This is a genomic window from Clostridium sp. HGF2 (assembly GCF_964240115.1).
Lineage (GTDB): Bacteria > Bacillota_I > Bacilli_A > Erysipelotrichales > Erysipelotrichaceae > Clostridium_AQ > Clostridium_AQ innocuum.
The window spans coordinates 536,362-549,021 of record NZ_CAXSSO010000002.1 but is presented as its reverse complement, the minus strand read 5'-3'; the positions used below and the strand labels follow the sequence as shown (position 1 = coordinate 549,021).

Annotated in this window: 16 protein-coding genes; 6 read left to right on the top strand and 10 right to left on the bottom strand. The window is 32.6% G+C overall.

Annotation, left to right across the window (positions count from 1 at the left end):
- Positions 1-274: 274 nt before the first annotated feature.
- The 8 genes from ACESPQ_RS06440 to ACESPQ_RS06405 all read right to left on the bottom strand — a co-directional run bounded on the left by ACESPQ_RS06440 (position 275) and on the right by ACESPQ_RS06405 (position 5,443).
- Positions 275-1,750 (bottom strand): recombinase family protein, encoded by a 1,476-nt coding sequence (locus ACESPQ_RS06440; protein ID WP_373144115.1) that lies wholly within the window; start codon positions 1,748-1,750, stop codon positions 275-277.
- 166 nt (positions 1,751-1,916) lie between these two features.
- The gene (locus ACESPQ_RS06435) at positions 1,917-2,060 is read right to left on the bottom strand and encodes a hypothetical protein (RefSeq protein WP_021421009.1); all 144 of its coding nucleotides are present in this window, start codon (positions 2,058-2,060) and stop codon (positions 1,917-1,919) included.
- Positions 2,061-2,274: 214 nt separating this feature from the next.
- Positions 2,275-2,589, bottom strand: a complete 315-nt coding sequence (locus ACESPQ_RS06430; RefSeq protein ID WP_021421008.1) for a type II toxin-antitoxin system RelE/ParE family toxin — start codon at positions 2,587-2,589, stop codon at positions 2,275-2,277.
- The gene (locus ACESPQ_RS06425; RefSeq protein ID WP_036745383.1) at positions 2,558-2,752 is read right to left on the bottom strand and encodes a hypothetical protein; all 195 of its coding nucleotides are present in this window, start codon (positions 2,750-2,752) and stop codon (positions 2,558-2,560) included. Before ACESPQ_RS06425 ends, ACESPQ_RS06430 begins: the two co-directional genes overlap by 32 nt.
- Before the next feature lie 120 nt (positions 2,753-2,872).
- On the bottom strand, positions 2,873-3,112 hold the full coding sequence (locus ACESPQ_RS06420) for a DNA methyltransferase (RefSeq protein ID WP_373144114.1): 240 nt from the start codon (positions 3,110-3,112) through the stop codon (positions 2,873-2,875).
- Entirely contained in the window at positions 3,109-3,576 is a 468-nt protein-coding gene (locus ACESPQ_RS06415; RefSeq protein ID WP_373144113.1) for a hypothetical protein, read from the bottom strand. Before ACESPQ_RS06415 ends, ACESPQ_RS06420 begins: the two co-directional genes overlap by 4 nt.
- Before the next feature lie 278 nt (positions 3,577-3,854).
- A complete protein-coding gene (locus ACESPQ_RS06410) occupies positions 3,855-4,340 on the bottom strand; it encodes a PTS sugar transporter subunit IIB (RefSeq protein WP_373144112.1) in 486 nt (161 codons plus the stop codon).
- Positions 4,337-5,443, bottom strand: a complete 1,107-nt coding sequence (locus ACESPQ_RS06405; RefSeq protein WP_373144111.1) for a PucR family transcriptional regulator — start codon at positions 5,441-5,443, stop codon at positions 4,337-4,339. The genes ACESPQ_RS06410 and ACESPQ_RS06405 overlap by 4 nt, the downstream gene beginning before the upstream one ends.
- 165 nt (positions 5,444-5,608) lie before the next feature.
- On the opposite strand from ACESPQ_RS06405, the gene ACESPQ_RS06400 reads away from it, so the two are divergent.
- From ACESPQ_RS06400 to dapA, 6 genes are all read left to right on the top strand, one after another.
- A complete protein-coding gene (locus ACESPQ_RS06400) occupies positions 5,609-6,022 on the top strand; it encodes a PTS sugar transporter subunit IIA (protein ID WP_181968935.1) in 414 nt (137 codons plus the stop codon).
- The gene (locus ACESPQ_RS06395) at positions 6,019-6,510 is read left to right on the top strand and encodes a PTS system mannose/fructose/N-acetylgalactosamine-transporter subunit IIB (protein WP_373144110.1); all 492 of its coding nucleotides are present in this window, start codon (positions 6,019-6,021) and stop codon (positions 6,508-6,510) included. The genes ACESPQ_RS06400 and ACESPQ_RS06395 overlap by 4 nt, the downstream gene beginning before the upstream one ends.
- 312 nt (positions 6,511-6,822) lie before the next feature.
- On the top strand, positions 6,823-7,587 hold the full coding sequence (locus ACESPQ_RS06390; protein WP_117444988.1) for a PTS mannose/fructose/sorbose/N-acetylgalactosamine transporter subunit IIC: 765 nt from the start codon (positions 6,823-6,825) through the stop codon (positions 7,585-7,587).
- Positions 7,587-8,429: a PTS system mannose/fructose/sorbose family transporter subunit IID gene (locus ACESPQ_RS06385; RefSeq protein WP_117444987.1), complete on the top strand. Its 843-nt coding sequence runs from the start codon at positions 7,587-7,589 to the stop codon at positions 8,427-8,429. The genes ACESPQ_RS06390 and ACESPQ_RS06385 overlap by 1 nt, the downstream gene beginning before the upstream one ends.
- A 9-nt stretch (positions 8,430-8,438) precedes the next feature.
- Positions 8,439-9,356, top strand: a complete 918-nt coding sequence (locus tag ACESPQ_RS06380; protein ID WP_117444986.1) for a phosphoglycerate dehydrogenase — start codon at positions 8,439-8,441, stop codon at positions 9,354-9,356.
- Between the two features lie 3 nt (positions 9,357-9,359).
- A complete protein-coding gene (gene dapA, locus ACESPQ_RS06375; RefSeq protein ID WP_117444985.1) occupies positions 9,360-10,256 on the top strand; it encodes a 4-hydroxy-tetrahydrodipicolinate synthase in 897 nt (298 codons plus the stop codon).
- Positions 10,257-10,692: 436 nt separating this feature from the next.
- Here dapA and ACESPQ_RS06370 read toward each other — a convergent pair whose 3' ends face one another.
- Together ACESPQ_RS06370 and ACESPQ_RS06365 are read right to left on the bottom strand one after the other, a co-directional pair.
- The gene (locus ACESPQ_RS06370; protein ID WP_373144122.1) at positions 10,693-11,325 is read right to left on the bottom strand and encodes a transposase; all 633 of its coding nucleotides are present in this window, start codon (positions 11,323-11,325) and stop codon (positions 10,693-10,695) included.
- A 17-nt stretch (positions 11,326-11,342) separates the two neighbouring features.
- Positions 11,343-11,873 carry a hypothetical protein gene (locus ACESPQ_RS06365; protein WP_373144109.1) on the bottom strand — a complete coding sequence of 177 codons (531 nt, stop codon included), beginning with the start codon at positions 11,871-11,873 and terminating at the stop codon, positions 11,343-11,345.
- Positions 11,874-12,660: the final 787 nt, after the last annotated feature.

Sequence of the window (12,660 nt, the reverse complement as noted above, 5' to 3'; positions counted from 1 at the left end):
GCAAGCACATAAAAAAGCACACTACGCAAAAGATGGTTCTTAATCATCCATACAGAGTGTGCCTTTTATATGCAACAAATAAAAACTCACACAAATTCATGTATGAGGTATGGTTTAAATGGTGCCACGTGCGTTACATACACGAACCATTCCTAGTATTATTTATATTTCTGCCTCTTTTGTATCTTCCTATACTCTTTTCTAATTCTTGGCTTATCGTCAGGAATACTATACCATGATTCGTGTCAATTTACCATACCTTTTTCAAAAAAAGTCACTTTTTCTTGCTATCATTCTCATGATATTCGATTTTAATGATTTCTTTTTTATTTAAATCAACACGCATTGTTAAAATAGTCTGTTCGACAAATCCTCGTTTTTCATCATCAGATAGCTCATTCCAATTATGACCATTTATTATTTTTATTCTCCCAAACCTTGCTTTCTCTTTATTCAATTTTAAATTGATAGATCTTACGACAGTATCATATGCTTCATCCGATATGAAATCTTCTGCATACTGTTTGGAGACTGTTTTAAGCTTACGCTGCAGCCTATTGATGCTTAGTAGAATAACCTCTGCTTCATTTTTATAATCCGTCTTATCTGTATATGTGATCATATCATGTATTATCTGATGACTGATCACATCCTGATTGATCCTCTGATTACACTTTTTACAATAATAGTAATAATATTTTTTATTACTTTTATACGTTGGAATACCACCTAACAATCCCCCGCAGTTATTACATGTTATTTTATTTCTAAAATAGAATTTGTTCTGTTCTTTACCATATGCAACGCTTCTTTTCCCAACTACTTTTTTAGCTTCCATTGCTTCTTCTTTACTAACGATTGCTTGCATCACATCGGGGAAGACATAGTCTTTATAGGTAAATTCACCATAATATCCATTTTCAAAAATAATTCTTTTTATTCGATCCGTGCGTAATTTGTAATCGTATATTTCCTTGATCTTTATTCGTATATCGGATAGTGGATAACCAGCTCTTGCATACATGAATATACTTCTGATAATCGGGGCAGTTTCTTCATCAATGGATAGATATTTATCTTTATCCTTAGTATAACCAAGAAGAACTCCGCTTTTCGGATATTTTCCTTCCATTGCCATCTGCAAAAGACCGTCATTCGTTCTCTCGATGATCGTTTCTCTTTCCCATTGAGCAAAAATAGCCAAGATACCGACCACTAGCATCCCATTCGCAGTAGTGATATCCAGATTATCCATGACTGCTACAAGATTTACATCGTTTTCTGTAAACATACTCAGGAGTTCATATGTATCAATTACATTCCTGGTTAAGCGATCAAGCTTGTAAATGATGATTTCATTGAGCTGATGATTTCTGACATCCTGCAGCATTTGTTTGATGCTAGGACGCTCAAGTGTTGAAGCAGAATGACCTTCATCTATATAGAAAACCGGTTCAACATAGTCATCATTAAATAGATTCATATAGTCCCGGCATTTATTTTTTTGATTATCTATGGAGTAGCCGAGCGTCTGTTCTCTAGTGGATACGCGACAATATATACCGATCCGCTTTTTCTTTTTTACCTCTTTACTTTCTATACTTAATTTATCATAAATATCCGCTCTCCAGAAATTGCCGGTTTTCTGTCTGACGACACTTGTGAAAGTCATATGCTCCATCTTACGTAGATAAGCGCCTTGAGCCTTGATCGTAATGCGATCTAGAATGGAGATGACTCTTATTTTCATATGAAATGACAGATCCAGAATATTTTGTACAGTTGTAGGATCACATGATAACTCATCAGCTTGTAATACGATCAAATCTTCTGGTTGGAAATTGTGAATCATCGCAATAAGCGCGGTAGGGTAGTTATTTCCTTTCTGTACGTAACGTACGTTATGTTCTTGGTAATCATTTATTTGCAGATAGCATTGTAGTCTGGTTTTTTTTTATTGTATTCTCCATGACAACGATAGCCTTTCTGTTTTGGTTGTCTCTTGCTATCATGTAATTTTTTTGAATTTCTGTCTTTCTAATAATCCCTGCATTTAACATGTTGTTTATGTTCCTCCTTTTTTGGATAAAAGAGACAGAGAAAAAAAGAAATACCCTCATTGTATAAATGATGGGTATCTCCTTCTGACGTTAAGCGCTTAAATTAGATTAGAATATAAGCAACTATATTATATGCATAAAAAAGCATGTTTTCAATATTTACCTATAATAATTTTATGTGAAATCATGTGAAAAATACGAATTAAAGAGGCTTTTATAAGCCTCTTCGGATGATTTTCTCAGTTTGTTCTTCCTTGAACGAAAACATATTAACAACGTATATTATCTTTTCATCTTCATAGATATTATAGTAGATATTATACTTGATTTCAGGAATGACGATCTTTCTTAATTTTTTTGACAAAGCAGGATACATCAACGGATTCTCAGATATTAAATCAAATTTATCTAAGATCAGGTTATAGATATAGTTGAAATATCTATAATCAGTCTCTTCAAAATAATCACTCAAATCATCAAGCTTTCTTTCAAATAGATTAGAGACCTTTATTGCGTATCTTTTCGTCATATCTATTTCTCAATTCTTCTAAGGGTATACTTTTTATCCTTCCAGCTTGGATATCATCCACCTGTGCTTCAAGTTTCTCTATAAAGACTAGTTCTCCCAGTTCCTCATCAGTTAATAAATTGTATTCGATCCCATCGATCGTTATCCTACTAGGTCTATCCATAATATCACTCCTTGTAAGATTAGTATAGCATATGGAACATGACTTCATCAATCGGTATGAGAGAAATGTTGCTATCGTTTTTTTCAGATTTAATCAATATTATACAGGTGTCCTTCTATTTTAACAAAGTAACCGCATAGAATCTATTCTTCTAATAGATGTATCGAAGTGTTTAGGATTGTTTTCAAAACCGATAAACTTTCTTCTGTGCTTAAGAGCAGCTGCTCCTGTCGTACCGGAACCACTGAAAGGATCAAAGATCACATCTCCTTCTTCAGAAGAATTGAGCACTAGATCCTCTATGATCGCTTGTGGCTTCACTGTTGGATGACCATATAACATCTTATCTTTTTTATTCATAGGTATGATCCAGTATGTGTGACCTCTTTGATATGTAGTATGTAATTGTGCGAATTTCCGAAAATACAAACAATACTCTTTATCGTTAGATGATTTCTACCACACCCCGGAATCGGGTTCGTTTTGATCCATACTAAGATATCATAAGTACAACCGTGCTCTTTCACGAAGAAATCAAGATAGGGGATGATCTGTCGGCGATTGCACCATATATAAACATTAATTGTCTTCAGCACCCGAAGAAAGTCATCCAATATGGATATCTCTATTCCTGAAGTAAGATCATCCGCAGATAGCTCTTTTATCACAGAATGATAACTTTTTCCGATATCATTTCTCATACAAGATGTATATTTTGCATCGATGTCATAAGGTGGATCTGTGATGATCAGATCCACACTTTTATCAGGTAGCTTCTTAATCTCCTCGTAGGTATTCCCCAAGATCAATCTCATATCTTCCATTTCGATCACTTCCTTTACGGATATGCATTATAGCTCTTATCTGTCAGAAAGTGCAGTATTGTTATTTCGCCTGTTTACTGTATGATAGACTCCTGATTATGTATATGTCATTCTCGGATAAAATGGAAGATTATTACGATATAGCTACTTCGTTATCTAGCACAAAAAGAACAAGGTCCTTTCCTTCTGCTGTGATAATAAAGAAAGCTATGTGTTCATTTATGACCACATATTGTGTTTCAGCGTTTTATTCTATCGGGTAATAGTAACATAAAAAGCTATTTGTGGTTTGTATGTATATATATTTTTTCACTATCAGTTGCATTTTGACAGTATATGTTTATATTAGAACTAATCAAATAGGAAATCTCGTCATGGTATTTGGTGAGTATATAATTGGTAACTTGACGTTTACTTTTGACATTTTCTAGAATACCTCCTCCAATTTGGACTGTGTCTATTAGGAATCCAGCTTTATGTAAAGTAACTAAATTTGTTAGATTCTTTATAAGAACCATAATTCTTAAGGAGGACCTATGATTCTTTTGATTGTTTACGTATGCAACAGCTTGTTCAATCGAAAAGATTTTCAAACTAATATGTGGAGGTGTAGAAAGTTGATATATTTGACACAAGTATTTATTTTTTGCTAACTGATTATTTATAATATAAATAGTATTGATGTTAAATTTTTTTAACCAAAATAAAATTATCTGTGTATGTAAAAGTCTATCATCAATTCGAACAAGTTTAATCTCTTTCATACATTTTCTCTCCTCATTTGCATAATATATTTCATGTAATAATTAAGATATTTAAGAAAACTTCGATCTGCTTCAGAAATACTTGGATTTAAATCGAATTCTTTTTTTATCTTTTCTAAACGATACATTAATGTGTTTTTATGAATATATAATTCTTTACTTGATCGCACAATATTAAAATTATTATGTATTAATGCATTTGTTGTCTCAATGAATTCAAAAATTTTTTCATCATCTTCATATATATAGTTTCTAAAAATATTATCCAATATTTCAAATGGAAAATTGGATAAAAAATAATCATCAATATAATCCTTGAAGAATATAAATCCACTTTTTATCTTATGAGTGTGTATATAATCTCGTAACCAAGTTAAGTTTTTAAAAGATTCTTTAATGGTATCATATGTTTTAGAGGTATAGCCAATAAGAATAGTTCCTTCAAAAGAAGTTATATCATAAATATGTTTTATAAATTCTTTAGAATACTCGTTTTCACTATCTTTTGCTTTAGTCATATCCTTAAGAATAATTACACAGTCATCTTTTAAAATCGTAATATCTTCAGATGAATCATAAAAAAAATCCATATTTCTTAAATTTTTAATGTTAGGCTGTACAGGAATTAATATAAACATTCGGCGAGGTATATTGATCGAACGTTGGCTTTGTTCATATAAATTTTTAATTTTTTGTATGTTATTGACATCATTAAGTAATACATCAAAAAGCTTCTCATTGATATTTAATATCTGCTCTTCTTCAATTTGAATTTGATCATATTTTAAACGGATTTCAATACTCATTTTCAAGGCTAAAGCAATAGGAAAAAGAGCATCATCTTTTCCAGAAACTTCAATGCATCCCGCTAGTTTGCTGTTTTTATATATTTTTGATAGAACACTATTATGTCCATTTTCTTTGATAGCCGTCGTAGGAGTATTACTATATAAAAATGCCAATATCTCAGAGGACAATCGTCTTTCTGTGTTCTTCAAAGTATTGCCAATCAAAACGCCTTTATGATTGTAAATAAAAACTTGATAATCTGGAATCTCACTTAATGTATTTATAAATTCCTCTACTATATCCTTATTTATCATGTGACTATCATAAAACAATTAGTGTTTTATATCAAGTGAAAAAAACGATGTTACAAAAGTCTGTACTATATATCCAAAAAAAAGATGAAAATTTTGGATTCTATGCCCATTTAAATAAGTTAAGCGTTTTCATATAATGAATATGTAATTAGAAAGGAGTAAATGATGGCAGTAAAAATTATAATTATGACCCATGGTCAAGCAGGAGAAGCTTTATATGAGAGTGCAAAGATGCTTATAGGAGAACAGCAAGATATCCAATGTTTCTCATTATTACCCGGCATGTCTATGGAGGAATTAATGAATAAGGTAAAAGTAGCAATTCGAAACAATCCAGGTCCAACTTTATTTTTAGTCGATTTATACGGAGGAACACCGTCGAATGTAGGATTTGCATTAACTGGCAATTATCATGCTAGGTGTGTGAGTGGTATTAATATGGGAATGTTAATTGAAGTACTTATCAAAAGAGAGGCAAATATGCAAATCTCATTGGAGGAATTGCAGCAAGCTGCAGTTTTAGCAGGTAAAGAATCCTGCAAAGGATATCAATATATACAAGAGGAGGAGAAAAAATGACAGCGCAGATTGTACATGCACGAATTGATTATCGTTTGATTCATGGTCAAGTGATTACAAAATGGTTAAAGCAGTGTGGAGCGGATCGGATTATTATAATTGATGATAATTTATCGAAAGATAAATTTATGGGACAGATTTATAAAATGGCCGCCCCCACAGGGATTCAAGTAGATATTGTGTCCGTGGCACAAGCAAAAAATTTATGGCTGCCTAATAAAACGGTGAAAGGGAGAATTTTTCTTTTATTTAAATCCATTGAGATGGCAATAGCTGCAATTGGAGATGGATTGCGATTAAATAGTCTTCAATTGGGAGGGTATGAGCAGAAGGATGATAGAAAAAATGTTCATTATGGGATATATATGAGTACATCGGATGGAGAAAAATTAAAGGGTATTGCAGAAACAGGAGTAAGAATATATTTTCAAACGATTCCAGGGGAAGAGATAGAGGAATTGGATAAAATTTTAAAAAAATTAAATTGATATTAAAATCTAAAAAAATATATTCTTTGTTAATTTTCTAAACTAAATCAAGTATAGTTTGCATTTTAATGTGAATATATATTTAGGAGGTTAGAACAAAAAAAGAAAATTAGGCTAAAATTATGATAGGAAAACATTTAAAATATTCCCATCTGTAAAGAAGATGCGCACCTGTATATCAGCTAACATTAGGTAAAGGTGAAACTGCTAACAGAATGCGTAATAATAAGAAATATTGTATACAATAGTAGTGTTGGTTATATCTTGATTGATATTTGTGCCGCAAGTGAGAGCGGCAGAAGGGAGATTAAAATGACTATTTTACAAGCATTGATTATCGGATTATTGTATTGGATTTCACAAGCAAAAGTATGGTATGGATTTTCTATTATGCGCATGCCATTATCAATTGCACCGTTTATAGGGTTAATATTCAATGATATGGAAACTGCTTTGCAAGTTGGAGCTACACTACAGATGATATACATAGGCTCTATTGCACCAGGAGGAAATCCACCAGCAGATGAAGGACTGGCATCCTGTATCGCTATTCCAATCGCTATTACCTCCAATATTGACCCAACAGTAGCTATTTCATTGGCTATTCCTTTAGGATTATTAGGAGTTGTTCTTGAAAATGTTAGAAAAACCTTAAATTCAGGTTTTGTTCATATGGCAGATCGCTATGCAGTTAAAGGAAATGTGAAAGGAATTCAGCTATGTGCAACAGTATACCCAATCTTATTAGCTTTTCCTATGAGATTTTTACCTGTATTTATTGCTTGTTTATTTGGTCCTGAAGCAATACAAACATTTGTCAATTCACTTCCAATTTGGGCAACAAATGGGCTTTCTGTTGCAGGAAATATTTTACCAGCTTTAGGTTTTGCAATAACCATGATTGTTATTGGTAAGAAACAGTATATCCCTATGTTTATTTCAGGCTTTTTCCTTGTCGCTTATTCTGGTCTCAGTACAATTGGCGTATCTATCTTTGGGGCATGCCTAGTCCTAATGCTTATGCAAATGAAGAAAACAAATAATGTAATTGTAGAAGAAAGTGAAGGTCTTGAATAATGGAAAAGTATATTACAAATCAGGTAGTTACAAAAAAAGATATTATACGTTCATATATCTTATGGCATGCTTTTTCAGAAACATCTTTGAATTTTGAGCGTTTACAAGCATTAGCTTATTGTAATTCAATGATTGGAATTTTGAAAAAGTTATACCCTAAAAAAGAAGACTTATCTGTGGCGTTACAAAGACACTTAGTCATGTATAATACCCAGGCAAACTGGGGAGCTGTCATTAATGGGATAACGATTGCTCTAGAGGAACAAATTGCATTATCAAATGACGAGCAAACGAAAAACAGTAGTATGGAGTTTATTACTGGTTTAAAGTCTGGATTGATGGGACCGCTTGCAGGAATTGGTGACTCTTTAGATTTTGGTACACTTCGACCAATTGTTATAGGTATTTGTGTTCCTTTCGTTATGAGTGGTTCTGTTCTTGCTTCATTCATTCCATTGATTTATCAAGTAGTATATATGTTCTTCTGTGGTAAAATTTTAATCAATATTGGATATGAAAAAGGCCGTGATTCAATAATGAATATTCTACAGTCAGGTAAAATACATAAAATCATTGATGGTTTTGGAATGTTCGGATTATTCATGATGGGAGCTTTATCTGCAACTTATGTTAAAATAACAACACCATTGATAATTACTACGAATGGAGGTAACTCAATTAATATACAACAGACATTAGATAGTATCATTCCTTGTTTCTTGCCAATTCTTGCAGTATTTGCAATTTATTTCTATATTAAAAAATTTGGACCTCATTATTTAAGAATTCTTTTAACAGTGGTGATCCTTTCACTTGCTTTATCTTTCTTTGGTGTCTTATAGGAGCGGTATATGAGAAAAATTTTAATTACACCTCGCCCTTTTTATGAGCAAGGAAAAAATGAAATAACCTACTTGAAATCTTTGGGATATGAAGTGATTGTAAATGATACTGGAAATAGATACTCCAAAACAGACTTATTAAATTTAGTTGGTGATGTAGATGCAATTTTAACTGGAAATGATCTGATTGATCGAGAAGTGATTTTGAAAGCAAAAAAGTTAAAAATAATTTCAAAATATGGTGTTGGCTTAGATAATATTGATGTGAAGTTTGCTGAAGAGAAAAATATCAAAGTTTGTAAAGCTTTGAATGCAAACTCTGTATCTGTTGCAGAAACAACAATGATGATGATTTTAACAAGTTTGAGAAAATATTATCAGTTATGTCAAAATTCAAAAAACCATATAGAAAAAAGAATTCTAGGTAGTGAGGCTGAAGGAAAAGTGCTCGCCATTATTGGGTTAGGAAGCATAGGGAAAAAGGTAGCAAAATATGCTAATGCATTGGGAATGAGAATATGCGGATATGATCCTTTCGTTCAAAAAGAAAGTTTAAAAAATTATATTGAGTTAAACACATTTGAAGAGGTGATTTCTAAAGCAGATATTATTTCACTACATTTGCCCTTACTTGAAACAACAAAAAAAATCATAAGTAAAGATGTAATTTCTAAAATGAGAACTGGAGCAATTATTGTAAATACAGCAAGAGGAGGGCTAATAGATGAAGATGCTCTTTATGAAAATCTACTTTCTGGACATTTAGGATTTGTTTCAGAGGATATAGAATTAAAAGAACGTTCTGATGAGTTGATAACTTTACCCACATACAATATAACACCTCATTCTGCTAGTTTTACCAAAGAAGCAGATCAAAAAACGATGCAAATAGCAATTGGGAATATTTTAAGAGGATTGGAGGAATAAAAAATGGAGATTAAAGGTATAATTACTGCAATGGTTACTCCTTTTTATGAAAATGAGGATTTAGACATAGAATCAGCAAAAAAAATGACAAATTGGTTAATTGAGAAAGGAGTAAATGGCTTATTTATTGCAGGTACAAATGGAGAATTTCATTTACTAACTGATAATGAAAGAGTTTCTTTGACAAAAGCAGTTGTTGAGGCTGCAGCAGGAAGAGTGCCTGTCATTGCTGGAGCAGGCAGTTGCGGTACTATTCATACGATTGAATTAAGTAAGAAATTAGTTGATGCTGGTGCTGATGCACTATCATTGGTAACTCCATACTATTTAGTTCCAAGTCAAGAGGATTTATATATTCATTTTAAAACAATAGCAGAAAATGTAGATATTCCGTTCTTGTTATACAATATACCCGGACAGACTGGTTGTAAAATTAAACCGAAGACTGCTTATAATTTAGCAGACATTGAAAATATTATTGGAATTAAAGATAGTGGTGGAGACTTTGATACTCAATTAGAATATATTAAGATTTCTAAGGAAAAAGATTTTATTGTTTTAAATGGATCAGATTCATTAATGTTGAAATCATTTATTGCCGGTTCAAAAGGCAGTGTAGCGGCAACATCGAATATCATTCCAGAAATTGAAGTAAAATTGTATGAAGAATTTCTAAAGGGGAACCTAGATGCTGCACAGGTACAAAGGGATTTAATGGACCCATTGAGATTGGTCTTAAAAAAATGTGTGGCGCCTTCTGTTATGAAGCAAACATTAAATATGATGGGTATACATGCTGGAATTACAAGAAAACCTGTTCAAATGCCTAATGAACATGTGGTCGCATCAATAAAAGAAATGTTAGATCAATACAACATTCCATGTCATGGTTCATGGTAATGTTCCTTAGATGGAATATGAAGAATTAGGTGTAAGTAATAATCGACAGAATTAGGTATGTAACATGCCTAATCATCATCTATTTATGTATTACCAGTATCCCCAATTCATTAAGTGATATACTGATCTTGTGACAATAAAAGCAGGAAGAAAAACAACCTGCTTACTATAAAATTGAAGTAGAAAGAATAAATTTCATAAGGAAGAGAATCAACTATAAATTCAACATTTGATGATAGAGAGCTAGGGTGTATAATTATTTCGGATCTCTAAATTAACATAGGGTTCTGAAAAAAAACGCTCTAAATAAACGTTGGTTTTTATGATGATTGAGGTGTGCTCTAAAGTATAATAGGGTTTCAAAAAGGCAGTGGAAATGTCAGAGTATGAACATGCACTGCCTTTTATAGTGTCAAATAACATCTTGTGAGAAAGACTATTTTTTATATTTACCTCGCTTATGCCCCTTCATTTTTAATGGTATATCGATACCAGCCATATTAGGAATCGCATCCTTGTTCATACAGTACATACAGCGATTTCTGAATCTGGCAAAATTGACATATCCATTTCCTGTTTTCTTGATCAATTTAACAATGGAGTTTCTTGATTCCATAATGCCGTTGGATAGACGTCTGCCATCAACCACTATAAAAGAATGAATGATTTCGTCATGCCAGTTTTTCAACATATGGAGGATTTCAACCATTTCAGGTATTTTACAGTCCTTGTTCATATTCATAAAATCTGAAATCTTTTCATCTGCATTCTTGTGATCACTGGTCATGTTAAAAACTGCATAGGAGTCTTTGAATAAATACGTCTCCTTAAGTTCACTTGAAATATCTAAGATTAGATCAAGCAACTGGGGATAATTGATATATCTGCGCAATCGCTTATTATATCTACGTTTATTTTCTCTCACTTCTCCAGCGAGTAACAGCCAATGGAATTTTTTAAGTAAATAGTAATCAACAGAATCAGACTTCTTCCCTTTCATGATGCGAATTCTGACCTTGTCTAAAGCGGCATTGATATTTTTCATTACATGAAAAGAATCAACAGCGATAGATGCATTTTTGAATTTTATATGGACAATATCACGATAAACACTATAACATACTTACTGTGGTTATCCTTCATTGCATAAACCTCATCAATACAGATGATTTCTGGCAAAGTGCTTTTGGGTATCCGTACATATAGATCAAATATCTCCTGTACTTTTGTGGGCGATATGATATTATGTCTGGCTACACTGGCAAAAGTTGCATTAGATTCCTTAAGCTCCTGTAAAGTATTGATAATAGTTAAATTACTTAAAGAGTGACCAGGAGGTACAAAAGGGTTATCCTCATAAAAAGTTTTCCCACACTGATTACAGACAAGACGTCTTGCATGGTATTCGATCACACACTTTTTATGATTTAATGCGGAGTGCTTAATACGTTTGATTTTGTATTCTTTTATGCGTGAAGCAGGTGTACCACAAATAGGGCAATTACAGGGAAATGGCTTTAAGGTAAGCTGGATAATGAGAATATCATTCTCAATACGTGAGGAGACATCTAAAGTTGATTCTTGAGGAAGATTGAGTAAATCTGTTATAATGTCCATAGTGGAAAACCACTCCTTTCGTTGGATATGTTATTTGACAATTACATCATACAGCGAAAGTTTTTTTTATAAATGAACAAAAAGATTGACCCTATCTAATTTAGAGCTAACCTTCGTCTTGACCCTCTGATAATTTAGAGGGGTAACTTATCCCTATGATAATTTAGATATCCATTATTTCTAGCTTTCTCTTTTTGTAGGCATACAATTTAGAATAAAGCCGAAAGAGAAGGAATGATGTGACTGCTTTATAAACCTTTTAGTTAGTATAAAAGAAACGTCATTCTCTCTATTCTTGTATATGAATGCGCTTATATCTAAAATGACGATTATTCATGATTCTGTCAGTATGTACAACGAGACTATATTGAACAAGAAATAGGTAGTGAAGTATGTGCCGTTTATGAAGCAACAGGGGTATATACTCGTCCACTTCAAAGGTTTCTTGAAAGGACTGTTCGACAAATCCTCGTTTTTCTCCGTCAGTCAGCTCATTCCAGTTATGACCATTTACGATCTTTATTTTTCCAAGCCGAGCGTCTGTTTTCTAGTGGATACACGACAATATATGCTGATCCGCTTTTTCTTTTTTATCTCTTTACTTTCTATACCTAATTTATCATAAATGTCGGCTCTCTAGAAATAGCCGGTCCTCTGTCTGACAACACTTGTGAAAGTCATATGTTCCATCTTGCGTAGATAAGCACCTTGAGCCTTGACCGTAATGCGATCTAGGATAGAAATGACTCTTATTTTCATACGGAACGATATGTCGAGAATGTCCTGC

Bases quoted from the DNA above. Each gene is read 5' to 3' on its own strand.
- ACESPQ_RS06440 (WP_373144115.1), bottom strand. From the start codon at position 1,750: ATGAAAATAAGAGTCATCTCCATTCTAGATCGCATTACGATCAAGGCT.
- ACESPQ_RS06435 (WP_021421009.1), bottom strand. From the start codon at position 2,060: ATGTTAAATGCAGGGATTATTAGAAAGACAGAAATTCAAAAAAATTAC.
- ACESPQ_RS06430 (WP_021421008.1), bottom strand. From the start codon at position 2,589: ATGACGAAAAGATACGCAATAAAGGTCTCTAATCTATTTGAAAGAAAG.
- ACESPQ_RS06425 (WP_036745383.1), bottom strand. From the start codon at position 2,752: ATGGATAGACCTAGTAGGATAACGATCGATGGGATCGAATACAATTTA.
- ACESPQ_RS06420 (WP_373144114.1), bottom strand. From the start codon at position 3,112: ATGAATAAAAAAGATAAGATGTTATATGGTCATCCAACAGTGAAGCCA.
- ACESPQ_RS06415 (WP_373144113.1), bottom strand. From the start codon at position 3,576: ATGGAAGATATGAGATTGATCTTGGGGAATACCTACGAGGAGATTAAG.
- ACESPQ_RS06410 (WP_373144112.1), bottom strand. From the start codon at position 4,340: ATGAAAGAGATTAAACTTGTTCGAATTGATGATAGACTTTTACATACA.
- ACESPQ_RS06405 (WP_373144111.1), bottom strand. From the start codon at position 5,443: ATGATAAATAAGGATATAGTAGAGGAATTTATAAATACATTAAGTGAG.
- ACESPQ_RS06400 (WP_181968935.1), top strand. From the start codon at position 5,609: ATGGCAGTAAAAATTATAATTATGACCCATGGTCAAGCAGGAGAAGCT.
- ACESPQ_RS06395 (WP_373144110.1), top strand. From the start codon at position 6,019: ATGACAGCGCAGATTGTACATGCACGAATTGATTATCGTTTGATTCAT.
- ACESPQ_RS06390 (WP_117444988.1), top strand. From the start codon at position 6,823: ATGACTATTTTACAAGCATTGATTATCGGATTATTGTATTGGATTTCA.
- ACESPQ_RS06385 (WP_117444987.1), top strand. From the start codon at position 7,587: ATGGAAAAGTATATTACAAATCAGGTAGTTACAAAAAAAGATATTATA.
- ACESPQ_RS06380 (WP_117444986.1), top strand. From the start codon at position 8,439: ATGAGAAAAATTTTAATTACACCTCGCCCTTTTTATGAGCAAGGAAAA.
- dapA (WP_117444985.1), top strand. From the start codon at position 9,360: ATGGAGATTAAAGGTATAATTACTGCAATGGTTACTCCTTTTTATGAA.
- ACESPQ_RS06365 (WP_373144109.1), bottom strand. From the start codon at position 11,873: ATGGACATTATAACAGATTTACTCAATCTTCCTCAAGAATCAACTTTA.